This window comes from Blastococcus tunisiensis, from assembly GCF_900112815.1.
GTDB lineage: Bacteria > Actinomycetota > Actinomycetes > Mycobacteriales > Geodermatophilaceae > Blastococcus_B > Blastococcus_B tunisiensis.
The window spans coordinates 209,204-232,943 of sequence record NZ_FOND01000001.1 but is presented as its reverse complement, the minus strand read 5'-3'; the positions used below and the strand labels follow the sequence as shown (position 1 = coordinate 232,943).

Below are 23,740 nucleotides of genomic sequence, written 5' to 3'. Positions count from 1 at the left end.
CGGGGCGGGACGCGGAAGGGCCCCGCAGGCTGGTCGCCTGCGGGGCCCTTCCGTCGTTCTCCGGGGATCAGCCCCGCCAGTCGTACTCCTCGAGGCGCACAGCCTCGCCGGAGCCCTGACCGAAGACGTCCGGGCTGTAGTACTGCCCGTCGTCGTACCCGGCCATCGTGTAGACGGCGGCGCGGGCCTCCTCGGTCGGCTCGACCGTGATGTTGCGGTAGCGGCTGATGCCCGTACCCGCCGGGATCAGCTTTCCGATGATCACGTTCTCCTTGAGCCCGAGCAGGCTGTCGCTCTTGCCCTGGATCGCGGCGTCGGTGAGCACCTTGGTCGTCTCCTGGAAGGAGGCGGCCGACAGCCACGACTCGGTGGCGAGCGAGGCCTTGGTGATGCCCATGAGCACCGGACGGGCCGAGGCCGGCTCGCCGCCCTCGGCGACGACTCGGCGGTTCTCGGTCTCGAACAGCGTCCGCTCGACCAGCGCACCGGGCAGGAACTCCGTCGCGCCCGAGTCGATGATGGTCACCCGCTTCAGCATCTGGCGGATGATCACCTCGATGTGCTTGTCGTGGATCGACACACCCTGCGACCGGTAGACCTCCTGGACCTCGCGGACCAGGTGCAGCTGCACCTCGCGGGGGCCCATGATCCGCAGCACCTCGTGCGGGTCGACCGCACCCTCGGTGAGCTGCTCGCCGACCTCGACGTGGGCGCCGTCCTCGACCCGCAGCCGCGACCGGCGCGACAGCTTGTCGTAGACGACCTCGTCGGAGCCGTCGTCCGGCGTGATGGTGAGCTTGCGGAACTGCTCGCCGTCCTCGATCCGGATGCTGCCGGCCAGCTCGGCGATCGGGGCCTTGCCCTTGGGGACGCGGGCCTCGAAGAGCTCCACCACACGCGGCAGGCCGTGGGTGATGTCCTCACCCGCGACACCACCGGTGTGGAAGGTGCGCATCGTCAGCTGGGTGCCGGGCTCACCGATCGACTGGGCGGCGATGATGCCGACCGCCTCGCCGACGTCCACCAGCTTGCCGGTCGCCAGCGAGCGGCCGTAGCAGGTGGCGCAGGTGCCCAGCAGGGACTCGCAGGTGAGCACGCAGCGCACCTTGACCTCGGACACCTGGGCGTCGATCAGCGTCTGGATGAGCACGTCACCCAGGTCGCTGTTCGCCTGCGCGATGACCGTCCCGTCCTCGGCCACCACGTCGGCGGCCAGGGCGCGGGCGTAGACGCTGGTCTCCACGTGCGCATCGCGCGTGACGACGCCGTCGACGACGGTGCCGATCGGCATGATGACGCCGCGGTCGGTGCCGCAGTCCTCCTCGCGGATGATGACGTCCTGCGAGACGTCGACCAGCCGGCGGGTGAGGTAGCCCGAGTCAGCGGTCCGCAGAGCGGTGTCGGCCAGGCCCTTGCGGGCACCGTGCGTGGAGATGAAGTACTCCAGCACGGACAGGCCCTCCCGGAAGTTGGCCTTGATCGGCCGCGGGATGATCTCGCCCTTCGGGTTGGCGACCAGACCACGCATACCGGCGATCTGGCTGATCTGCATCATGTTGCCTCGGGCGCCCGAGTTGACCATGACCCAGACCGGGTTGGTGGTCGGGAAGTTGTCCACCATCGCCTGGCTGACCTCGGCCCGCGCGCGGGTCCAGATCTCGATGAGCTCCCCACGACGCTCGGTGTCGGTGATGACACCGCGCTCGTACTGGCGCTCGATCTTGGCGGCCTCGTCCTCGTGCCGGTCCAGGATCGCCTGCTTCGACGGCGGCGTGACGACGTCGTCGATGGCGATCGTGATGCCGGCCCGGGTGGCCCAGTGGAACCCGGCGGACTTGAGCGCGTCCAGCGTCGCCGCGACCTGCACCTTGGGGTAGCGCTCGGCGAGGTCGTTGACGATCGCCCCGAGCTCCTTCTTCGGCACCTGGTAGTTGACGAAGCGGTAGTCCTCGGGCAGTGCCTCGTTGAACAGCACCCGGCCGAGGCTGGTGGGGACGACGGCCGACTGGCCGGGCTCCCAGCCCTCGGGCGCGACCCACGGGTCGTTCGGCCCGGTGTCGACGCCGTAGACCTCGTCGAGCCGGATGAGCACGCGCTCCTGCAGACCAAGGGACCCCTTGTCGTAGGCCATGACGGCCTCCGACGTGGAGCCGTAGGCCTTCGGCAGCTCGCCCTCTGCGGTCTCCGTGGTGCCGGCCAGCGTGGTGATGTGGTACAGCCCGAGCACCATGTCCTGGGTCGGCGCGGTGATCGGACGACCGTCGGCCGGGCTCAGGATGTTGTTGCTGGACAGCATCAGGATCCGGGCCTCGGCCTGCGCCTCGGCCGACAGCGGCAGGTGCACCGCCATCTGGTCACCGTCGAAGTCCGCGTTGAACGCGGTGCAGACGAGCGGGTGGATCTGGATGGCCTTGCCCTCGACCAGCTGCGGCTCGAAGGCCTGGATCCCCAGGCGGTGCAGCGTGGGCGCACGGTTGAGCAGCACCGGGTGCTCGGTGATGACCTCTTCCAGCACGTCCCACACGACCGGGCGCGCGCGCTCGACCATCCGCTTGGCGGACTTGATGTTCTGCGCGTGGTTGAGGTCGACCAGCCGCTTCATGACGAACGGCTTGAACAGCTCCAGCGCCATCTGCTTGGGCAGGCCGCACTGGTGCAGCTTCAGCTGCGGGCCGACGACGATGACCGAACGGCCGGAGTAGTCGACGCGCTTGCCGAGCAGGTTCTGGCGGAACCGGCCCTGCTTGCCCTTGAGCAGGTCGCTCAGGGACTTCAGCGGGCGGTTGCCCGGGCCGGTGACCGGCCGGCCGCGACGGCCGTTGTCGAACAGCGCGTCCACGGACTCCTGCAGCATCCGCTTCTCGTTGTTCACGATGATCTCGGGCGCGCCGAGGTCCAGCAGACGCTTCAGCCGGTTGTTCCGGTTGATCACGCGGCGGTACAGGTCGTTCATGTCGCTGGTCGCGAAGCGGCCACCGTCGAGCTGCACCATCGGGCGCAGGTCCGGCGGGATGACCGGGACGCAGTCCAGCACCATGCCCATGGGCGAGTTGCGGGTCTGCTGGAACGCAGCCACGACCTTCAGCCGCTTGAGGGCCCGCAGCTTGCGCTGGCCCTTGCCGCTGCGGATGGTCTCGCGCAGCGAGACGGCCTCGGCGTCGAGGTCGAAGTCGGCGAGCAGCTTCTGCAGCGCCGCGGCGCCCATGCCGCCCTCGAAGTACTCACCGAAGCGGTCGCGCAGCTCGCGGTAGAGGCCCTCGTCGGCGATGAGCTGCTTGACCTCCAGCTTGCGGAAGGTGTCGAGCACCTCCTCGAGGCGGTCGATCTCCCGCTGCGCGCGGTCGCGCAGCTGGCGCATCTCGCGCTCGCCGCCCTCGCGCACCTTGCGGCGGACGTCGGACTTGGCGCCCTCCGCCTCGAGCTCGGCCAGGTCCGCCTCGAGCTTCTGCTGGCGGGCCTCGACGTTGGCGTCGCGGGCACCCTCGAGGTTGGACTTCTCGGCGCTGATCTCGGCCTCGATGGTCGGGAGGTCGCGGTGCCGCGCCTCGTCGTCCACCGTGGTGATCAGGTAGGCCGCGAAGTAGATGATCTTCTCGAGGTCCTTGGGCGCCAGGTCGAGCAGGTAGCCCAGCCGCGACGGCACGCCCTTGAAGAACCAGATGTGGGTGACCGGGGCGGCCAGCTCGATGTGGCCCATCCGCTCACGGCGCACCTTGGCCCGGGTCACCTCGACGCCGCAGCGCTCGCAGATGATGCCCTTGAACCGGACCCGCTTGTACTTCCCGCAGTAGCACTCCCAGTCCCGGGTGGGACCGAAGATCTTCTCGCAGAAGAGACCGTCCTTCTCCGGACGCAGCGTCCGGTAGTTGATGGTCTCTGGCTTCTTCACCTCACCGTGGGACCACTGGCGGATGTCGTCGCCGGTGGCCAGGCCGATGCGCAACTCGTCGAAGAAGTTGACGTCCAGCAAGTGAATGACCCCTTTCCGGGGCTCGTTACGGAACTTCTGATCGAAAGGTGTGTGGCCGGCCGGCCCCGGTCTCCCGGGGCCGGCCGGCGGGCACGGTTAGACGTCCTCGACGCTGGAGGGCTCGCGGCGGGACAGGTCGATGCCCAGCTCCTCCGCGGCCCGGAAGACCTCGTCGTCGGTGTCACGCAGCTCGATCGCCTGCCCGTCGCCGGACAGCACCTCCACGTTGAGGCAGAGCGACTGCAGCTCCTTGAGCAACACCTTGAAGGACTCCGGGATGCCCGGCTCCGGGATGTTCTCGCCCTTGACGATCGCCTCGTAGACCTTGACCCGGCCCAGGATGTCGTCGGACTTGATGGTGAGCAGCTCCTGCAGCGCGTAGGCCGCGCCGTAGGCCTGCATCGCCCAGCACTCCATCTCGCCGAAGCGCTGGCCACCGAACTGCGCCTTACCACCCAGCGGCTGCTGCGTGATCATCGAGTACGGACCGGTCGAGCGGGCGTGGATCTTGTCGTCGACCAGGTGCAGCAGCTTCAGGATGTAGACGTAGCCCACGGCGATCGGCTCGGGGAAGGGCTCCCCGGAGCGGCCGTCGAACAGCCGCGCCTTGCCGGTCTCCTCGACCATCCGCTTGCCGTCGCGGTTCGGCGTCGTCGACCCCAGGAGGCCGACGATCTCGTCCTCCTTGGCACCGTCGAACACCGGCGTGGCGGTCCGGGTACCCGGAGCGGCGGACTTGGCCGCATCGGGCAGGTTCCTGGCCCACTCGGGGTCGCCCTCGACCTGCCAGCCCTGCTTGGCCACCCAGCCCAGGTGCATCTCGAGGACCTGGCCGACGTTCATCCGGCCGGGCACGCCGAGCGGGTTGAGCACGATGTCCACCGGGGTGCCGTCCTCGAGGAACGGCATGTCCTCCTGCGGCAGGATCTTCGAGATGACGCCCTTGTTGCCGTGGCGTCCGGCGAGCTTGTCGCCGTCGGAGATCTTGCGCATCTGGGCGACGTAGACCCGGATCAGCTCGTTGACGCCGGCGGGCAGCTCGTCGCCGTCCTCGCGGGAGAACACGCGGACGCCGATGACCTTGCCGGACTCACCGTGCTTGACCTTCAGCGACGTGTCGCGCACCTCGCGCGCCTTCTCGCCGAAGATCGCGCGGAGCAGGCGCTCCTCGGGGGTCAGCTCGGTCTCGCCCTTGGGCGTGACCTTGCCGACGAGGATGTCACCGGGGACGACCTCGGCACCGATGCGGATGATGCCGCGCTCGTCGAGGTCGGCGAGGACCTCCTCGGAGACGTTCGGGATGTCCCGGGTGATCTCCTCGGCACCGAGCTTGGTGTCGCGGGCGTCGACCTCGAACTCCTCGATGTGGATCGAGGACAGGACGTCGTCCTGCACGAGGCGCTGCGACAGGATGATCGCGTCCTCGTAGTTGTGGCCCTCCCAGGGCATGAAGGCGACGAGCAGGTTCTTGCCCAGCGCCATCTCGCCCTCGTCGGTGCACGGGCCGTCGGCGATGACCTGGCCGACCTCGACCCGCTGCCCCTCGTCCACCCGCGGCGTCTGGTTCACCGAGGTGCCCTGGTTCGAGCGGCGGAACTTCAGCAGCCGGTAGGTCTGCCGGGTCCCGTCGTCGGCCATGACGGTGACGTAGTCGGCGGTGGAGTCCTCGACCACACCGGCCTTCTCGGCCACGACCACGTCACCGGCGTCGACGGCGGCACGCAGCTCCATGCCGGTGCCGACCAGCGGCGCCTCGCTGCGCAGCAGCGGGACGGCCTGACGCTGCATGTTCGCGCCCATGAGGGCGCGGTTGGCGTCGTCGTGCTCGAGGAACGGGATCATCGCCGTCGCGACCGACGTCATCTGCCGCGGCGAGACGTCCATGTAGTCCACGTTCTCGGGGGCGAGGTAGTCGACCTCACCGCCCTTGGTGCGGACCAGGACGCGCTCCTCGGCGAAGCGGCCGGCGGCGTCCAGCGGCGAGTTGGCCTGGGCGACGACGAAGCGGTCCTCCTCGTCGGCGGTCAGGTAGTCGATCTGCTCGCTGACGATGCCGTTGTTCACCCGGCGGTACGGCGTCTCGATGAAGCCGAACGCGTTGACCCGGCCGTACGCCGACAGCGAGCCGATCAGGCCGATGTTCGGGCCTTCCGGGGTCTCGATCGGGCACATCCGGCCGTAGTGGCTGGGGTGCACGTCGCGGACCTCCATGCCGGCGCGCTCACGGGACAGACCACCCGGGCCCAGCGCCGACAGGCGGCGCTTGTGGGTCAGGCCCGCGAGCGGGTTGGTCTGGTCCATGAACTGCGACAGCTGGCTGGTGCCGAAGAACTCCTTGATGGAGGCGACGACCGGCCGGATGTTGATCAGGGTCTGCGGCGTGATCGCCTCGACGTCCTGGGTCGTCATCCGCTCGCGGACCACGCGCTCCATGCGGGAGAGGCCGACCCGGATCTGGTTCTGGATCAGCTCGCCGACGGTGCGCAGGCGACGGTTGCCGAAGTGGTCGATGTCGTCGACGCCGTGCTCGGGCTCGCCAGCGTGCAGCCGCACGACGTACTCGATGGTGGCGACGATGTCGTCCTCGGTCAGCGTGCTGGTGCCCTGCGGCACGGAGACGCCGAGCTTCTTGTTCACCTTGTAGCGGCCGACCTTCGCCAGGTCGTAGCGCTTCGGGTTGAAGAAGAGGTTCTCCAGCAGGGCCTGCGCCGACTCGCGCGTCGGCGGCTCGCCCGGACGCAGCTTGCGGTAGATGTCCAGCAGCGCCTCGTCCTGACCGGCGATGTGGTCCTTCTCCAGCGTGGCCAGGACCGTGGGCGACCACTGGAAGTGCTCGCGGATGCGGTCCTCGCCCCAGCCGAGCGCCTTGAGCAGGACGGTGACCGGCTGGCGGCGCTTGCGGTCGATGCGGACGCCGACGGTGTCGCGCTTGTCGACGTCGAACTCCAGCCACGCACCGCGGCTCGGGATGACCTTGGCGCTGAAGACGTCCTTGTCCGAGGTCTTGTCCAGCGTCTTGTCGAAGTAGACGCCGGGGCTGCGGACGAGCTGGGAGACGACGACGCGCTCGGTCCCGTTGATGACGAAGGTGCCCTTGTTCGTCATGATCGGGAAGTCGCCCATGAACACCGTCTGCGACTTGATCTCGCCGGTGGTGTTGTTCATGAACTCGGCGGTGACGAACAGCGGCGCCGCGTAGGTCATGTCCTTGTCCTTGCACTCCTCGAGGGACGCCTTGACGTCCTCGAAGCGCGGGTTGGAGAAGGACAGCGACATCGAGCCGCTGAAGTCCTCGATCGGGGAGATCTCCTCGAGGATCTCGGCGAGACCGCCGACGGCGTCGGCCTGCTCCTCGGGCGCGAGGGTCGCGCGCCACTCGGGGCTGCCGATGAGCCAGTCGAACGAGGCGGTCTGCAGGGCCAGCAGGTCCGGCACCTCGAGGGGCTCGGAGATCTTCGCGAACGACACCCGGAGCGGAGCGCCGGGGATCTTCTGCTGGTCGGCCTCGCCGGTGCGGGGGCCGGTCTGGATGGTGCTGGGCTGGATGGTGCTGGTGGGCGTGCTGGTGGGGCGAGAGCCTGCCAAGATGCGTCCTTCCAAGGACCTCACGACGTGCGGGCGGGTCTGTGCGGGTTTCGTCCTGGGTCGTCGTCGGTAGTGGCGGGCTGCCCGCGATCGTCTCTGTCCGCAGTGGTCGGCGGGGCGTCCGGAAAAGCCTCCCGGGCACCCCTGGTGACCCGTCTCGGCGGGCAGGCAGTCAGGAGGGCAGCGCAACAGGAGACCTTACCCCTGCTCGAGCGCGCTGTCCACGCCGGGAGGACCGGTGCGACCGGTGCCACATCCCGGGGAGCGCGATTCGGCGAGCAGGGGCTGCAGGCGTGCGGCGACCATGATGCCAGCAGGGGGCACTCCGGCGGAATGCCACGCCGAACGTCTGTGGACGGACGGCTGTCAGCTGGTGGTCAGCAGCGTGAGCTCGCTGATCTTCCAGTCGCCGTCGACCTCGATGACCCGCACCTGCACCGTCTGGGTGCACGACTGGGCGCCCGCGGGGGTGACCAGGCACTCCGATCCCTCGGGAGGCTGCTGGCTGCCGCTGTTGACCGACTCGACCAGGTACTGCCCGAAGACCACGAGCGTGGCGGTGTCCTGGGCGTCGTTCACCTGCTGCAGGCCCACCTCGAGGACCTCGTAGCTGGTGGTCGCCGACACCTGCTCGTAGGTGTCGATGATCCCGCCCTGCCCCAGGTCCTGCTCGTACTGCTCGCGCAGCTCGCCGGTGAGGACGTCGAGCTTCCCCTGGACGCTGCCCTCGGAGTCGCGGTAGTCGTAGGCGTAGAGCGCCCGGACCCCGTCACGGGCGGCGGCGAAGATGGCCGGGTCGACGGAGGTGGGGTTCAGCCGCTGCCACAGGAGCACGCCGGCACCCGCCCCGGCGGCGAGGCAGAGCAGCACCAGGACGAGCGCGAGGGCCGGCAACCGGCGGGTGCGCGCGGTCCCCGTCGACGCGGTGTCCCTCGACGACGCGGCGGCCGGGGTGCGCCGGGTCCGTGGCGCCCGCGGCCGAGCGGTCGCGGCCGCCCGGCCGGACTCGGGATCGCTGGACGGCCGCGTGGTGGGCGGAGCACCCGTGGCCGCGGCGTCGGTGGCCGCGGCGTCCGTGGCCGCGGCGTCCGTGGCCGAGCCGTCGGTGACCGGGGTGGCGGCGGCCGGGACCTCGGCGGCCGGGACCTCGGTGGCCGGGGTGGCGGCGGCCGGGACCTCGGTGGCCGGGGTGGCGGGCTCCTCCCGCTCGCGGCGGCTGCCGGCCACCCGCGGACGCGGGCCGGGGCGCGGCGCCGGCCGGGGGCGGGGGGTGGGCCGCGGCCGGCCGTCGGGGGTCTCACTCATTCTCGGTACCGGTCCCCGTGATCCCGGACAGCAGCCAGCGGTCCTCGGGCTTCTCCAGCGCGACCTCGATGCGGTAGCGCACCACCTGCGCCTGCGGGCTCGCGTTGCTCTGCTGGGTCGACTCGATCACCAGCCACACGGTCGCCTCCGACCCCGTCGCCCGCGTCACCCCGCCGCCGACGACCTCGGTGTTGACGACGGCCTCGGCCTCGGCGATCTGCTGCCGGCTGGCGTCCAGCTCCGCGACGGCCTCCTCGCGCAGGTCGCCGGTGGCCACCCGACGGATCTGCTCGATGTCGTCGTCGAGGGTGAGGTGGTCGAACGACGTCAGGTCGACCACACCGGAGCGGGCCGCCTGCAGGGCGTCGACGTAGGACGCCGTCCGCACCGGGGAGTCCCCCGGCCGGGTGGACCACAGGAAGGCCGTCGCGCCGAGCAGCAGGGCGAGCAGCACCAGCAGCGCGGGGACCAGCGGGATCGAGAGCCGACCGCCGGTGCGGGCCGGCTCCGGGCCGTCGGCCGGCGCGGTCCCGGCGTCCGACGGTCGTGCGCCGGCGTCCTCGCCGGTCCGGTCGGGGACCGCGCGGTCCTCCCGGACCCGGTCCTCCCGGGGGCGCGTCTCACTGGTCACGCGCGTGATTCTCCCTGTCCGATGATCGTGTGGGTGGGCGGCATGCCGCTGTTCACCCGACGGTGAAGGCGAACGGGTTGGCCGACAGCAGCTGGCCGAGCACCTGGCCGGGGATCCCGCTCAGCGGCGGGACCGGGCCGGTGGTGGAGCCCTGCGGGCCGCTCGACCGGGTGCCGCCGGACCGGCCGATGTTCTGCTCGCCGCGGATGCTGGACCCGTTCTCGTCGTAGCCGTCGCCGGGGTCCGGGTCCACGCCGTTGACGACGTCGCAGCGGACGGAGTCGACGTCGGCGTTCGCGACGGCGCTCCCGCTGGGCAGCTGCGACGTCGGGATGTACCCGGTCGTGCAGGAGTGCGGGTCACCGGCGTTCAGCACGAACCCGAAGTGCGAGCGCATCACGCCGTCGGCGTCGCGGCGGACGACGGTGAAGTTCCCGGAGACGACGTCGGGATAGGTGACGAGCAGCTGCTCGACGCCGTCCAGCCGGGGGATGGTGACGTCGTTGAGGATGTCCACATTGCGCAGCAGGGAGCCCAGGCCCGGTCCCGCGTCGCGCACCACCTGCTCCAGCTGGGCGCCGGCGTCGGGGGCGTTGACCACGAGGCCGCGCAGGTCGGGGTCGATCTCGACCAGGGTGTCGGTGAACGTGCGCAGCTCCGCGGCCCACTGCTCGATCGCCGAGCGGCTGGCCACCTGGGTGTCGAGGACGGTGCGCCCGTCGGTGATCAGCCGCAGGGTCTCCGGCAGCGACTCCTGCGCCCGGGCCAGCAGCAGGTCGCCGTTGTCGATCAGCCGGCCGAGGTCGTCGCCGGCGCCGGCGAAGGCCTGGCCGAGCTCGTCCACGAGGATGCGCAGGTTGTCCTCGTCGATGGAGCCGACCAGCTCGTCGAGGTTGAGCAGCAGCTGCTCCACCGGCACCGGGATCCCGGTGCGGTCCTGCGGGATGACCGCGCCGTCCTCGAGGTAGGGGCCCTCGTCGGTGTCGGGCCGCAGGTCGACGTACTGCTCCCCCACGGCGCTGCGGGTCGCGACGAACGCGGCCGTCCGGGCGGGGATGGGATCGGTGTCGGGCTCGATGGTCAGGTGGACGCGGACGCCGTCGTCGATCAGTTCCATGTCGCTGACCCGGCCCACGGCGACCCCGCGGTAGGTGACCTCGGCGTTGACGAAGATGCCGCCGGAGTCCCGGAAGTCGGCGGCCACCTGGTAGCCGCTGCCGAGCACCAGGCGGTCCAGCCCGACGTAGGTGAAGCCGAGGTAGGACATGCCGACCAGCGCCAGCACGGCGAAGAGGGCGAGCTTGATCCTGGTCTTCCGCGTGATCACTGCGTCGCCCCCGGGATGGCCGGCAGACCGAGCCGGCCGGTCAGCTCGTCGGTGCCCGGGATCTGACCCACGATGTCCGGGAGGGTCGGCAGGGTCGGCGGCGGGGGCTGCCCCGCCGCGCCACCGTCGGCGCCGGTCGCCGTGCTGCCCGGCGCCGACCCGGGGACGCCGCACTGGTCGCCCGCGAGGACCTGCGGGGCGATCTTGAGCGCACCCGTCGCCTGGTCGATCACGTAGCGGCAGAGCAGCTCGGAGAGGTCGAAGTTCAGCGTCGCCGTCATGTTGGTGAACAGGGCGTAGCCACCCGTCTGGGCCTGCCGGTAGTTGAGGGCGGACAGCGAGCTGTCGGGGAACGGGTAGGTGAGCAGCAGCTCCAGCGCCCCGGCCAGGTCCGGCCCGGCGGCCGCCAGCTGGCTGAGGATCGGCTGGAGGAGCTGCAGGTCGGCGATGGTGTTCTCCGCCGACTGGTTGATCACCCGCGTGCCGACGTCGCCCAGCCGGGCCAGGCTCTCCAGCATCGAGACGAGGAGGTCGCGCTGCTGGTTGATGACGTCGAGGCCCGGGCCGATCGTGTCCAGCGCCGTGCGGATCGTGGCGGTGCGGGCGGCGAGGGTCGCGGCCAGCCGGTCGGCGCTGTCCAGCGCCCGGCTGATCTCGGCCTTCTGCTCGTCCAGGCCGCCGATGAACGTGTCGAGCTGGGCGAGGGTGTCCTTCAGCTCGCTCTCCCGGCCCTCCATGGCCTCGCCGAGCTCCCGGTTGATCGTCTGGAGCTGGGCCAGGCCGCCACCGTTGAGCACCAGCGACACCGCGCCGAGGAGCTCCTCCACCTCCACGTTCCGGTTGGTGCGCGCCAGCGGGATCAGCGGCTGCTCCCGCAGGTCACCCGCGGACTCGGCGTTCCCCGGCGGCGCCAGCTCCACGTACTTCTCGCCCAGCAGCGAGGACTGCTGGATCGCCGCGACGGAGTTGGCCGGCAGCTCCACGTCGCCGTGGACCACGACGGTGACCCGGGCCGTCCAGTCCTCCTCGAGCTCGATCTCCTCGACCCTGCCCACCGGGACGTCGGCGACGCGCACCGCCGACTGCGGCACCAGGTCCAGGACGTCGAGGAAGTGCACCTCGACGCGGTACGGGTCGTCCCCCACGTCCGCGCCACCGGGCAGGTCGAAGGAGTACGCGCCCCGGAAGCCGCACCCGCTCAGCAGCAGCATGCCGGCCACCAGCCCGGTCAGCCGTCGTGCCCCCCGCCAGTTCCTGAGCATCACTCCGCCACCCCCGCGATCACCGGCAGGCCGATCGGGTTGGGCACCGGGCCACCGCCCCCCAGGCCGCCGAGCAGCGCCTCGCGCAGCTCCTCGTAGTCCGGCCGGCCGTTCTGGTTCAGGTCGTCGAGCGTGCCGTCGGCGTCGGCGTCCCCGGACAGCAGCCGGGCGCAGACCGCCTCGGTGGTCGTCTGGAGGGGCTCCAGGAGCCCGGTCACCTCGTCGACGATCGGCACCGGCAGGTCGTCGACGCGCACCCGGCCCAGCTGGAACAGCGCGCCGCACACCACGACCTCGGCGTTGACCGCGCCGAGCCCGTTGTCGCGGGTGTCGAGCGTGCCGTAGTCGGGGTTGTAGGCGTGCGCCAGGTTGCCCAGCGCGGCCGGCGCCACGTCGAGGACCTCGCCCAGCGCCGCGCGCTGCTGGACCAGGGAGAGCGTGACGTCGGCGAGCCGGTTGACGTTCGTCGACAGCAGGGTCGTGTTGTCCCGGATGAACCCGGCGACGTCGGCCAGCGCCCGGGAGAGCAGCCGGACCGCCGCGGCGAGGTCCTCCCGCTCGTCGGCCAGCAGCTCCGAGACCGCGGCCATGTTGTCGTTGAACCGGCCGACCTGCGCGTCGACGGTGGCCAGTGCGCTGGTGAAGGTCTGCAGGTTGTCCAGGGACGCGAACAGGTCGTCGCGGTTGGTCGCCAGGGTCTCCACCGCCTGCGAGAAACCGGTGAGGGTGCGGTTCAGCGCCTCGCCGTTGCCGTCGAGGTTCGCCGCGCCGACGTCGACGAGGTCCGACAGGGCACCGTTCGCGTTGGCCCCGTCGGGGCCGAGCGCGGCGGACAGCTCGTCGAGCGCGCCGTACACCTGGTCCAGCTCCACCGGGGTGGCCGTGCGCTCCACCGGCACCTCGGCGCCGTCGGCCATGGTCGGTCCGCCGTCGTAGACCGGCGAGAACTGCACGTACCGGTCGGAGACCAGGGACGGCGCGAGGACGACGGCCTGCGCGTCCGCGGGGATGTCGTAGTCGTCGTCGATGACCATGTCCACGCGCACCCGGTCGCCCAGGGCGGTGATCCCGGTGACGTCGCCGACGTCGATGCCCAGGATGCTCACCCCGGAGCCCGGGTAGAGCCCGACGGTCTGGGTGAAGTACGCGGTCACCCGGTACTGGCCGGCCGGGCGGAGCACCGTCCAGCCCAGGGCCGCGAGGAGGACGAGGGTCGCCGCCAGGGCGACGCCGCGCTGCAGGGAGCCGCTCATCCCGTCTCCTCCGAGCAGCCGACCGGCAGCGGCGTCTGCTGCACGCCGCCGCAGACCACCGAGCCGAGGACCGTGGGCAGCAGGTCGTTCACGAAGCTGTCGAACCAGCGGCCGTTGCCGAGGGTGTTGGCGAACACCCGCACGAACGGCGCGAAGTTGTCCACCGTCTCGGCCAGCGCCGCCCGGTTGCGGCTGAGGATGTCGGTCACCGTCGACAGCTGCTGCAGCGTGGGGGTGAGCGCCTCGCGGTTGTCCGCGACCAGGCCCGACAGCTGGGTGGCCAGCTCCTGCACGTCCGTGAGGATCGAGTCGATCAGCGCCCGGCGCTCCTGCACCTCGGTGAGCAGCGTGTTGGAGTCCAGGATCAGCTGGGTGAACTCGCCGTTGCGGTCGGCGAGGACCTGGGTCACCTGCCGGGTCGCCGACAGCAGCTCCTGCAGCTGCGCGTCCCGCGAGGCGATGGTGTCCGACAGCCGGGCCAGGCCCTGCAGGGACGTGCGCACCTCGTCGGGGGTGTCGGCGAACGTCTCCGCCAGCACCTCGAACGAGCCGGCCAGCTGGGCCGTGTCCAGCTCCTCGACCGTCGTCGACAGGTCCGCGAAGGCCTCGACGACGTCGTAGGGCGAGGCGGTCCGCTCCAGCGGGATCGGCTGGTCGGGGTCGAGTTCGCCGGACCCGCGCGGGACGAGCGCCAGGTACTTCGCGCCGAGCACGGTCTCGATCTTGATCGCCGCCTCCGACCGGTCGCCGACGAAGGCGTCCTTCACCCGGAACTCGACCGTGACCGCGCCGTCCTCCAGCGCCAGGCTCTCCACCTTGCCGACCTTCACGCCGGCGACGCGCACGACGTCGTCGGGCTTCAGACCGGCCGCCTCGGAGAACCGCGCCTGGTAGACGGTGCCGCCGCCGATCAGCGGCAGCGACTGGGCGTTGAAGGCGAGGAGGACCAGCGTGGCGATCACGGTGAGGCTGATCGCCCCGATCGTCACCGGGTTCCGGTCCCGGAAGGGCCTGGATCCGCGGGCCATCAGCTGCACCCCTCCGCGCCGCTCTCGAGCGGCGGCACGGTCACGGCGAACCCGTCCTCGCCACCGGTGCCCGGGAGCACCAGGGTCCCGTTCGCCGAGCACATGTAGAAGTTGAACCAGCTGCCGTTGATCGCGGTGCGGGTGATCAGGTCGATCTTGACCGGCGCCAGCTGCAGGAACTCCTCGACCAGCTCCCGGTCGGCCGCCAGGTTGGTCGAGAGGTCGCCCAGCGCCTGGATGTCGGCCGCCAGGGGCGCCCGCGCGTCGGCCAGGAAGTCGCTCGTGGCCACCGCGAGGGTGTCGATGGTCTGCAGCGAGTCGAAGATCGCCTCGCGGTCGCCCGCCAGCCCGGTGACGAACTGCTGCAGGCTGACGACGAGGTCGGACAGCTGCTGGTCGCGGTCGGCCACGGTGCTCATCACCGTGGTCAGGTTGTCGATCATGCTGCCGATGACCGCGTCCTTGTCGGCGAGGGAGTCGCTCAGCGACGCGACGTGCGACAGGAGGCTCTGCACCGTTCCGCCCTCGCCCTGGAACACCTGGATGATCTCGTAGGAGAGCCGGTTCATGTCGGCCGGCGACAGCGCCTGCAGCAGCGGGCGGAAGCCGCCGAACAGGATGGTGAGGTCCAGCGCGGGCGCCGTCTGCGCCAGCGGGATGGTGTCCCCCTCGTCGAGGGTCTCCCCCGCCGAGCCGTCGCTGTCGGTCAGCGCGATGTACCGCTGCCCGACCAGGTTGCGGTAGCGGATGGTCGCCTCGACCCGCGCGGGCAGCGGGACCTCACCGGACACCTCGAGGTCGACCATCGCCACCGGCCGGTCGGTCCCTTCCCCCAGCCCGATCCCGGTGACCTGGCCGACACGGACGCCGGCGATGCGCACCTCGTCGCCCTCGACCAGGCCGGCCACGTCGCTGAACTCCGCCCGGTAGGCGATCTGCTCCCCGTAGCCGGCGTTGGTGATCGTGCTGAGCAGCACGTAGCTGGCCAGCACGGTGACCAGGCCGAAGGCGATCAGCTTGGCCAGCGGGCCGGTGATCCCGCGCATCTTCTCCCTCACGATGCCGACTCCGCTCCGCGGCCGAGAGCTCCGCTCCTCGTTCGCTCCGCCGCCACTCGCCTCCGCGCTCGCTCCGCTCCTCGCTCGCTGGCGCTCGCTGCGATGCTCACGTGCTGTCGGCTCGGTCCCTCGCTGCGATGCTCACTCATCGGAGCACCACCTCCGCCCCCCGCAGCAGCGGCGCCAACGACGACGCCGACAGGTCCGGGACGTCGCCGGGGGCACGACCGGTCTGGTAGCCGAGGATGCTGCGCACGAAGTCCAGTTCCGCCGTCGATCCGGCGAGGTCGTAGGGCAGCGACTGCCCGGCGGTCGGGTTGGGGTCGCCCGCCCCCGGGGGCACGTCGTCGGGCCCGCTGCCGCCGAGGCAGACCGGGTTGCCGCTGACCGGGTTGTCGGCGGAGTCGACGCCGTCGGCCGGCGGCGTGGGGCAGTAGTACTCGCCCGCCTGGGCCCCCGCCATGAGCCCGTCGATGTCGGCCAGGCCCTGGCAGTCGGGCCCGGACCGGTCCAGGTACTCCGGCTGGTCGCCGGGCACGTAGGGGTTGCGCGGCGGGAACACCACGGTGATGTTCAGGTTCAGCGCCGGGTCGCCGTCGCCCCCGAACGACTCGGTGGTCAGCGGTGCCGCGCGGGTGAGCCCCTCGAGCATGCAGGGATAGCTCGGCGAGTACTTCGCGAAGACACCCAGCACCGGCCGGGACGAGGCCGCGACGGAGATGATGTTCTGCTCGTTCGTCTCGAGGAACCCGGCCGTGGTGGCGGCCGAGCTGTCCCCGACGGTGAACGTGCGGCGCAGCTGCTCCTGCTGGTCGACGAGCGTGGCGTTGGTGACCGCCAGGTTGTCGAGGACGGCGAGCAGGTCGTCGGCGGCCGCGTCGTAGGTGTCGGCGACGTCGGCCAGCAGCGAGATGTCCTCCTGCAGCTCGGGCAGCACGGTGTTGAGCTCGCCGATGTAGCGGCCCGTCGTCGCCAGGTTGGCACCGAGATCGTCCCCGCTCCCCCGCAGCGCGTCGGCCACCGCGCCCAGGGTGAAACTGAGGTCCTGCGGCGCCACCGCCTGCAGCAGCGGGAGCATGTCGTCGATCACCCGCTGGAGCTCGATCGCGTTCGAGCTGCGGTCCTGACCGATGACGTCGCCGTCGGCCAGCCGCTCCCGGGCCGGAGCCTCGTCGATCTCGAGGGAGACGAACCGCTCGCCGAACAGCGTCTTCGGCAGCAGCCGGGCGGACACGTCGGCCGGGATCTGCTCGAGGTACTCCGGCTTGATCGCCAGCTCGATCGTCGCTCCCTCGGCGCTGCCCTGCACCTCGCGCACCTCGCCGACGATCACCCCGCGCACTTTGACGTCCGACGCCTCCTGCAGCTGGTTGCCCGCCGTGTCGGTCTGCAGGGTCACGCGCGCGACCTCGGTGAAGAACTTGTTGTACTGCGCCACGGCCAGGCCGAGGAGGAGCACGAGGACGACGAGGAACGCCACCCCCTGGAGCCGGGTCCGGATCTTCGTGCTCATCGTCGGCTCACCCCGCGATCCGCACTGTGGTCGTCGAGCCCCAGATGGCCAGGGACAGGAACAGGTCGATGATGTTGATCGCCACGATGGAGAACCGGACGGCGCGGCCCACGGCCAGGCCCACGCCCGCCGGGCCGCCGCTGGCCCGGTAGCCGTAGTAGCAGTGGGTCAGGATGATCACCACGGCGAAGACCAGCACCTTGAGGAAGGACCACAGCACGTCCTGCGGCGGCAGGAACAGGTTGAAGTAGTGGTCGTAGGTGCCGGTCGACTGCCCGTAGGCCTGGGTGGCGATCAACCGGGTCGCGAAGTAGCTGGTGAGCAGGCCCAGCACGTAGAGCGGGATCACCGCGATGAACCCGGCGACGATGCGGGTGGTCACGAGGAACGGCAGCGAGGGCACGCCCATGACCTCGAGGGCGTCGATCTCCTCGTTGATCCGCATGGCGCCGATCTGGGCGGTGAACCCGCAGCCGACCGTGGCCGACAGCGCCAGGCCGGCCACCAGCGGCGCGATCTCCCGGGTGTTGAAGTACGCCGAGAGGAAGCCGGTGAAGGCCGACGTCCCCAGCTGGTCCAGCGCCGCGTAGCCCTGCAGCCCCACCTCGGTGCCGGTGAAGAAGGAGAGGAACGCGATGACCCCGACCGTGCCGCCGATGACGGCGAGCGCACCCGTCCCGAAGGTCACCTCGGCCAGCAGCCGGAAGGTCTCGCGCTTGTAGCGCTTCAGCGTCCGCGGGGTCCAGGCCAGAGCCCGGCCGTAGAAGCCGAGCTGCTCGCCGAGGTCGTCGATGGTGTCCAGCGGACGGCGCCCCACGCGCCTGAGCCGGCGCAGGCCGAGCTTGACCCGGTCCCCGGGCGAGAGCAGCGCCATCACTGCCCCTTCGGCGGGACGAGCTGGAAGTAGATCGCGGTGATCACGAAGTTCACCGCGAACAGCAGCAGGAACGTGATGACGACGGACTGGTTCACCGCGTCACCGACACCCTTGGGCCCACCTCCGGCGCGCAACCCCTTGTAGGACGCGACGATGCCGGCGATCAGCCCGAAGATCAGCGCCTTGATCTCCCCCGACCAGAAGTCCTCCACCTGGGCGAGCGCGCTGAACGATGCCAGGTAGGCCCCCGGGGTACCGCCCTGCAGGACGACGTTGAAGAAGTAGCCGCCGGCCACACCCACCACGCTGACCAGCCCGTTGAGCAGGACGGCGACCAGCATGGAGGCGAGCACGCGCGGGACGACGAGGCGCTGGATCGGATCGATGCCGAGCACCTCCATGGCGTCGATCTCGTCGCGGATCTTCCGGGCGCCGAGGTCGGCGCAGATGGCCGACCCGCCGGCACCGGCGATGAGCAGCGCCGTCACGATCGGGCTGGCCTCGCGGAGGACGGCGAGCACCGACGCCGAGCCGGTGAAGGACTGCGCGCCGAGCTGACGGGTGAGCGATCCCAGCTGCAGGGCGATGACCGCGCCGAACGGGATCGCCACCAGCGCGGTGGGGATGATCGTCACGCTCGCCACGAACCACGCCTGCTGGAGGAACTCGCGGACCTGGAACGGCCGCTTCGGCAGGCTCCGGATGACGTCGAGGGCGAACGCGAACAGGTTGCCGCTGGCCGCCAGGGGGCGGGTCGGCGAGAACTTCCCGTCGAGCAGCCCCGGCGCCTTGGGCTCGTCCGTCGCCGTCATCCCTCACCGCCCGGCCGGGGCAGCACGACGGTCGCGGTGGACGCCGACGGGCCGGCGTCGGGCTCGGCGGCCCAGTGCCGGCCACCACTGCCCCGGGTGGGGGTGAAGGCGCCGGCGTCGGCCTGGGCCAGCAGGTCCTCCGGCAGCGACGCGCGGATCGCCCGCTGCGTCTCCTCGTCGAAGTCGTGCAGCATCCGCGCCACCCGCTCCTGCCGGCGCCGCTCGGCCTTGCGCTCGGGCAGCCCCTCGGTCGGCGTCAGCTGCGGCGGCACGGCGTCCCCGCCGGACGCGCCCTTCGGGCCCACCCCGTTGTGCGTGTCGCCGCCGCGGGCCTCCAGCGCCGCCATCTCGGCCTCGACCTGGGCGACGTCCTTCTCCTCGCTCATGCCGATCGGCCCCTCGCGGCGGCCGTTGAGGAACTGGCGGACGACCGGCTCCTGCGACGTCAGCAGCTGCTCGCGGGGGCCGAACATGACCAGGTTGCGGCGGAAGAGCAGGCCCAGGTTGTCGGGCACGGTGCGGGCGGTCCCGATGTCGTGGGTGACGATCAGGAAGGTCGCGTCGATCTGGGCGTTGAGGTCGACGATGAGCTGGTTGAGGTAGGCCACGCGGACCGGGTCGAGGCCGGAGTCCGGCTCGTCGAAGAGGATGATCTCCGGGTCGAGCACCAGCGCCCGCGCCAGGCCGGCGCGCTTGCGCATGCCGCCGGAGATCTCGCCGGGCAATTTGCCCTCGGCGCCCTGCAGGCCGACCATGTCCATCTTCTCGAGGACGATCGACCGGACCTCCGACTCGCTCTTCTTCGTGTGCTCGCGCAGCGGGAAGGCGATGTTGTCGAACAGGTTCATGGACCCGAACAGGGCACCGTCCTGGAAGAGGACGCCGAACAGCTTGCGGATCTCGTAGAGCTGGTGCTCGCTCGTCCGGACGATGTCGGTGTCCTTGATGACGATGGAGCCCTTCTCGGGCTTCAGCAGGCCGACCAGCGACTTGAGGAACACCGACTTGCCGGTGCCCGAGGGGCCGAGCAGCACCGAGATCTCGCCGGGCGGCAGGGTCAGGGTGACGTCGCTCCAGATGTTCTGGCTCCCGAAGGACTTGGTCAGCCCCTCGACCTCGACTGCGACGCCCACGACTGCCCACCCTCCGTCCCGGCTGCGTTGCCGGTTCACCGCCCCGTCGCGTCGACGGGCTCCGGCAGTTTCCTGTGTCCCGGCGTCGCGCGCATCCCGGCGCCGGAGCAACTGGTTCCTACTGGTCAGTAACGACGGCGCCGGGGAGAGGTTACGTGCGTCACGGGGTTTCTGTGACCCCGGCCTCCACACACCCACCGGGACGGGTCGCGGCATTCACCTGTGCGGTGGAACGCCACAGGGGCCGCCCTCCCGAAGGAGGACGGCCCCTGCTGCGGCGAAGCCGCGAGGTGCGGCGGCGAAGCCGCGAGGTGACGCGACGCGGCGAAGCCGCGAGGTGACGCGATGGAACGGCCCCGTCCCGGGTCCAGCCCTGAGCTAGCGAAGGGTGGGGAGGACGGGGTCCTTCACTTGACGGTGACGGTGGCGCCGGCGCCCTCGAGGGCGGCCTTGGCCTTGTCCGCGGCGTCCTTGGCGACCTTCTCCAGGACCGGCTTCGGCGCGTTGTCGACCAGGTCCTTGGCCTCCTTGAGGCCGAGCGAGGTCAGGCCGCGCACCTCCTTGATGACCTGGATCTTCTTGTCGCCGGCGCTCTCGAGGATGACGTCGAACTCGTCCTGCTCGGCAGCGGCCTCCTCGCCACCGCCGCCGCCACCGGCGGCCGGGGCGGCCGCGACGGCCACGGGGGCGGCCGCGGTGACGTCGAAGGTCTCCTCGAACTGCTTCACGAAGTCCGACAGCTCGAGGAGGGTCATCTCCTTGAACGCGTCGAGCAGGTCGGAGCTGGAAATCTTGGCCATGTCTGTCTCCTTCTCAGGTCACTCGCCGGCCGCGTCAGCGGCAGCGGTGTCGGTCTCGGTCTCGGGGGTGGTGTCAGCAGCAGCAGCACTGTCGTCGGCTGCGGGAGCGGCGGCCTCGGCCGGGGCGTCGGCGGCCTTCTTCTCCTGCAGCGCGGCAGCGAGGCGGGCGACCTGGGACAGCGGGGCCTGGAAGAGCCCGGCAGCCTTGGTCAGGTTGCCCTTCATCGCACCGGCCAGCTTGGCCAGCAGGACCTCGCGCGGCTCGACGTCGGCGAGGCGGGTGACCTCGGAGGCGTCGACCGGGCGACCGTCGACCACGCCGCCCTTGACGATCAGGGCGGGGTTGGCTTTGGCGAAGTCACGGATGGCCTTGGCGGCCTCGACCGGGTCGCCCTCGATGAAGGCGATCGCGGTCGGTCCGGTGAGCAGCGGGGCGAGGTCGGAGAATCCGACCGAGTCCGCCGCCCGCTTCGTCAGGGTGTTCTTGACGATGGCGTAGCTGCTGCCCTCACCGAGGGAACGACGCAGCTGGGTCAGCTGCGCCACGGTCAGCCCGCGGTACTCGGTGAGCACCGCCGCACTCGAGTTCTGGAACCGCTCGGTGATCTCGTCGATCACCGCGGCCTTCGCCTGCGTGGGCATGGGCCTCCTCTCGTCTGTCGGGCGACCACCGGCCGTGGCGCGGCCTCGGGCGATCGAGGGGCCCGGAGACGAGGAACGCCCCGGCGCAGGGCGCACGGGGCGAGGACGCGCTCGCGCGCGTCGATCGATCCGTCCTCCTGCGCGGGTCGCCCGGAACTCCGGGACCTTCGATCGCACGCGGACGTGCGACGACCAACGGTCTTGGGGGGAACGGGAGCAAGAGTACGCCATGTCGACACGGGGCCGGCGCGCACCCCCGGAGACGATCATGGCGCCGGAACCACCTCCCGGGCGGGAGACGTGGTTCCGGCGCCATGGTCGGCGTGCCGGGCTGCTTACGCGGTGGGCTCGTCCACCGTCAGGTTGCGGGTGCGGTTGGGGTCGACCGGGATGCCGGGGCCCATCGTCGTGGAGACGGTGACCTTCTTGAGGTACCGGCCCTTGGCCGAGGAGGGCTTGGCCCGGAGGACCTCGTCGAGCGCCGCCGCGTAGTTCTCCACCAGCTTGGCCTCGTCGAAGGACGTCTTGCCGATCACCAGGTGCAGGTTGGCCTGCTTGTCGACGCGGAAGTTGATCTTCCCGCCCTTGATGTCGTTGACCGCCTTGGTGACGTCGGGCGTCACGGTCCCGGTCTTCGGGTTCGGCATCAGGCCGCGCGGGCCGAGGATGCGCGCGATCCGGCCGACCTTGGCCATCTGGTCCGGCGTCGCGATCGCGGCGTCGAAGTCCAGGAAGCCGCCCTGGATCTGCTCGATCAGGTCGTCGGAGCCCACGACGTCGGCGCCGGCGGCCTCGGCCTCGGCGGCCTTGTCACCGGTCGCGAAGACGATGACGCGGGCGGTCTTGCCGGTGCCGTGCGGCAGGTTGACGGTGCCGCGGACCATCTGGTCGGCCTTGCGCGGGTCGACGCCCAGGCGCATGGCGACCTCGACGGTGGCGTCGTAGGACGTCGTCGACGTCTCCTTGGCCAGCTTGGCGGCCTGGAGCGGGGAGTACAGGTTGTCGCGGTCGACCTTCTCGGCCACTGCGCGGAACTTCTTGCCGTGCTTCGCCATGGTGGTTCCTCTCCCCCGGACGCTGCCGGGGATCATGTGGTTCGCGGGCCTGGCGGGGCCCTCCCACGATTTCCGGTGGTGCTGGATCAGCCGGTGACGGTGATCCCCATCGACCTGGCGGTGCCGGCGATGATCTTCTCGGCCTGGTCGAGGTCGTTGGCGTTGAGGTCGGCCATCTTGGTGGTGGCGATCTCGCGGACCTGGTCACGGGTGACCGTGGCGACCTTGGTCTTGTGCGGCTCGCCGGAGCCCTTCTCGACACCGGCGGCCTTGAGCAGCATGCGCGCGGCCGGCGGGGTCTTGGTGACGAACGTGAACGAGCGGTCCTCGAAGACCGAGATCTCGACGGGGATCACGTTGCCGCGCTGCGACTCGGTCGCCGCGTTGTAGGCCTTGCAGAACTCCATGATGTTGACGCCGTGCTGGCCGAGCGCCGGACCCACGGGCGGCGCGGGGGTCGCCGCACCGGCGTTGATCTGGAGCTTGATGACCGCGGTCAACCGCTTCCTGGGGGGCATGACTTCCTTCTGTCTCTGCTGAACGGGCTCGGGTCGAGCCGGCTCAGATTTTCTGGACCTGGCTGAACGACAGCTCGACGGGCGTCTCGCGGCCGAAGATGGAGACCAGCACCTGCAGCTTCTGCTGCTCGGCGTTGATCTCGTTGATCGTGGCGGGGAGCGTCGCGAACGGCCCGTCCATGACGGTCACCGACTCGCCGACCTCGAAGTCGACGACGGCGGCCGGCGCGGCGGCGGCCCCGCCCGTGGCGGCCTCGGCGCCGGTCGTGCGGGCGGCCTGCGGTGCGGTCGCCGGCACCAGGATCTTGACGACCTCGTCGATGGTCAGCGGCGACGGCTTGGAGGTGGCGCCGACGAAGCCGGTCACGCCGGGGGTGTTGCGGACCGCGCCCCACGACTCGTCGTTGAGCTCCATGCGCACCAGGAGGTAGCCGGGCAGGACCTTGCGGTTGACCTGCGCGCGCTTGCCGTTCTTGATCTCGGTGACCTCCTCGGTGGGCACCTCGATCTGGTAGATGTAGTCCTCGACGTCCAGGGACTGGATGCGCGCCTCGAGGTTGGTCTTGACCTTGTTCTCGTAGCCGGCGTAGGAGTGCACGACGTACCAGTCGCCGGGGGCGATGCGCAGCGCCTTCTTCATCGCCTCGACCGGGTCCTCGTCCTCCTCCGCCGGAGCGGCCGGCTGGTCCGAGGACTCGGCGGGGGCGGTCAGCGGGTCGCTGACCAGGCTGTCGGCGTCGCCGTCCTCGATCTCCGGCGTGACGTCCGACACCTCCGTGTCGGTGTCGAGCGCAGCCGTGTCGGTCGACCCCTCGGCCGCGCCGGTCTCACCGGCGCCGGTCTCGGCGTCGACCGAGCCGCGCTGCTCGAGGGCGGCGTCGTCCAGGTCCGTGGCGGTGACGCCTTCGACCGGGGTGGCGGTCTCGAAGGGCTCGCGAGGGTCGGTCACAGGTGTTGTCTCTTCCTTGTCA

18 protein-coding genes are annotated in these 23,740 nt (G+C 70.8%); all 18 read right to left on the bottom strand.

The window, feature by feature from the left end:
* Positions 1-67: 67 nt before the first annotated feature.
* Positions 68-3,970: a DNA-directed RNA polymerase subunit beta' gene (locus BM142_RS01035; protein ID WP_092194925.1), complete on the bottom strand. Its 3,903-nt coding sequence runs from the start codon at positions 3,968-3,970 to the stop codon at positions 68-70.
* Positions 3,971-4,066: 96 nt separating this feature from the next.
* Positions 4,067-7,555 (bottom strand): DNA-directed RNA polymerase subunit beta, encoded by a 3,489-nt coding sequence (gene rpoB / locus BM142_RS01030; RefSeq protein WP_217640515.1) that lies wholly within the window; start codon positions 7,553-7,555, stop codon positions 4,067-4,069.
* Between the two features lie 366 nt (positions 7,556-7,921).
* A complete protein-coding gene (locus BM142_RS01025) occupies positions 7,922-8,860 on the bottom strand; it encodes a hypothetical protein (RefSeq protein WP_139228729.1) in 939 nt (312 codons plus the stop codon).
* The gene (locus BM142_RS01020) at positions 8,853-9,491 is read right to left on the bottom strand and encodes a hypothetical protein (protein ID WP_092194923.1); all 639 of its coding nucleotides are present in this window, start codon (positions 9,489-9,491) and stop codon (positions 8,853-8,855) included. Before BM142_RS01020 ends, BM142_RS01025 begins: the two co-directional genes overlap by 8 nt.
* 52 nt (positions 9,492-9,543) lie before the next feature.
* Positions 9,544-10,818: an MCE family protein gene (locus BM142_RS01015; RefSeq protein WP_092194922.1), complete on the bottom strand. Its 1,275-nt coding sequence runs from the start codon at positions 10,816-10,818 to the stop codon at positions 9,544-9,546.
* Entirely contained in the window at positions 10,815-12,080 is a 1,266-nt protein-coding gene (locus tag BM142_RS01010; RefSeq protein WP_175527036.1) for an MCE family protein, read from the bottom strand. Before BM142_RS01010 ends, BM142_RS01015 begins: the two co-directional genes overlap by 4 nt.
* Positions 12,080-13,333, bottom strand: coding sequence for an MCE family protein (locus tag BM142_RS01005; RefSeq protein WP_092194921.1), 1,254 nt, complete (start codon positions 13,331-13,333; stop codon positions 12,080-12,082). Before BM142_RS01005 ends, BM142_RS01010 begins: the two co-directional genes overlap by 1 nt.
* A complete protein-coding gene (locus BM142_RS01000) occupies positions 13,330-14,361 on the bottom strand; it encodes an MCE family protein (RefSeq protein WP_092195174.1) in 1,032 nt (343 codons plus the stop codon). Before BM142_RS01000 ends, BM142_RS01005 begins: the two co-directional genes overlap by 4 nt.
* A complete protein-coding gene (locus BM142_RS00995; RefSeq protein ID WP_092194920.1) occupies positions 14,361-15,419 on the bottom strand; it encodes an MCE family protein in 1,059 nt (352 codons plus the stop codon). Before BM142_RS00995 ends, BM142_RS01000 begins: the two co-directional genes overlap by 1 nt.
* Before the next feature lie 145 nt (positions 15,420-15,564).
* The gene (locus BM142_RS00990; RefSeq protein ID WP_092194919.1) at positions 15,565-16,932 is read right to left on the bottom strand and encodes an MCE family protein; all 1,368 of its coding nucleotides are present in this window, start codon (positions 16,930-16,932) and stop codon (positions 15,565-15,567) included.
* A gap of 7 nt (positions 16,933-16,939) precedes the next feature.
* Positions 16,940-17,806 carry an MlaE family ABC transporter permease gene (locus BM142_RS00985; protein ID WP_092195173.1) on the bottom strand — a complete coding sequence of 289 codons (867 nt, stop codon included), beginning with the start codon at positions 17,804-17,806 and terminating at the stop codon, positions 16,940-16,942.
* Entirely contained in the window at positions 17,806-18,621 is an 816-nt protein-coding gene (locus BM142_RS00980) for an MlaE family ABC transporter permease (RefSeq protein WP_254790449.1), read from the bottom strand. The genes BM142_RS00985 and BM142_RS00980 overlap by 1 nt, the downstream gene beginning before the upstream one ends.
* Positions 18,618-19,754, bottom strand: a complete 1,137-nt coding sequence (locus tag BM142_RS00975; RefSeq protein ID WP_092194918.1) for an ABC transporter ATP-binding protein — start codon at positions 19,752-19,754, stop codon at positions 18,618-18,620. The genes BM142_RS00980 and BM142_RS00975 overlap by 4 nt, the downstream gene beginning before the upstream one ends.
* Before the next feature lie 407 nt (positions 19,755-20,161).
* Positions 20,162-20,554, bottom strand: a complete 393-nt coding sequence (rplL, locus tag BM142_RS00970) for a 50S ribosomal protein L7/L12 (protein WP_092194917.1) — start codon at positions 20,552-20,554, stop codon at positions 20,162-20,164.
* A gap of 18 nt (positions 20,555-20,572) precedes the next feature.
* Positions 20,573-21,196 (bottom strand): 50S ribosomal protein L10, encoded by a 624-nt coding sequence (gene rplJ / locus BM142_RS00965; RefSeq protein ID WP_092194916.1) that lies wholly within the window; start codon positions 21,194-21,196, stop codon positions 20,573-20,575.
* Between the two features lie 335 nt (positions 21,197-21,531).
* Complete coding sequence (gene rplA / locus BM142_RS00960) at positions 21,532-22,251, bottom strand: 50S ribosomal protein L1 (protein ID WP_092194915.1); 720 nt, start codon at positions 22,249-22,251, stop codon at positions 21,532-21,534.
* Between the two features lie 86 nt (positions 22,252-22,337).
* A complete protein-coding gene (gene rplK / locus BM142_RS00955) occupies positions 22,338-22,769 on the bottom strand; it encodes a 50S ribosomal protein L11 (RefSeq protein ID WP_092194914.1) in 432 nt (143 codons plus the stop codon).
* 43 nt (positions 22,770-22,812) lie between these two features.
* Complete coding sequence (gene nusG / locus BM142_RS00950) at positions 22,813-23,718, bottom strand: transcription termination/antitermination protein NusG (protein WP_092194913.1); 906 nt, start codon at positions 23,716-23,718, stop codon at positions 22,813-22,815.
* Between the last annotated feature and the right edge of the window lie 22 nt (positions 23,719-23,740).

What these genes read in the sequence shown, in the direction of transcription:
- BM142_RS01025 (WP_139228729.1), bottom strand. Translation starts at nt 8,860, where the DNA reads ATGAGTGAGACCCCCGACGGCCGGCCGCGGCCCACCCCCCGCCCCCGG.
- BM142_RS01010 (WP_175527036.1), bottom strand. Translation starts at nt 12,080, where the DNA reads ATGCTCAGGAACTGGCGGGGGGCACGACGGCTGACCGGGCTGGTGGCC.
- BM142_RS01005 (WP_092194921.1), bottom strand. Translation starts at nt 13,333, where the DNA reads ATGAGCGGCTCCCTGCAGCGCGGCGTCGCCCTGGCGGCGACCCTCGTC.
- BM142_RS01000 (WP_092195174.1), bottom strand. Translation starts at nt 14,361, where the DNA reads ATGGCCCGCGGATCCAGGCCCTTCCGGGACCGGAACCCGGTGACGATC.
- BM142_RS00990 (WP_092194919.1), bottom strand. Translation starts at nt 16,932, where the DNA reads ATGAGCACGAAGATCCGGACCCGGCTCCAGGGGGTGGCGTTCCTCGTC.
- BM142_RS00985 (WP_092195173.1), bottom strand. Translation starts at nt 17,806, where the DNA reads ATGGCGCTGCTCTCGCCCGGGGACCGGGTCAAGCTCGGCCTGCGCCGG.
- BM142_RS00980 (WP_254790449.1), bottom strand. Translation starts at nt 18,621, where the DNA reads ATGACGGCGACGGACGAGCCCAAGGCGCCGGGGCTGCTCGACGGGAAG.
- rplL (WP_092194917.1), bottom strand. Translation starts at nt 20,554, where the DNA reads ATGGCCAAGATTTCCAGCTCCGACCTGCTCGACGCGTTCAAGGAGATG.
- rplJ (WP_092194916.1), bottom strand. Translation starts at nt 21,196, where the DNA reads ATGCCCACGCAGGCGAAGGCCGCGGTGATCGACGAGATCACCGAGCGG.
- rplA (WP_092194915.1), bottom strand. Translation starts at nt 22,251, where the DNA reads ATGGCGAAGCACGGCAAGAAGTTCCGCGCAGTGGCCGAGAAGGTCGAC.
- rplK (WP_092194914.1), bottom strand. Translation starts at nt 22,769, where the DNA reads ATGCCCCCCAGGAAGCGGTTGACCGCGGTCATCAAGCTCCAGATCAAC.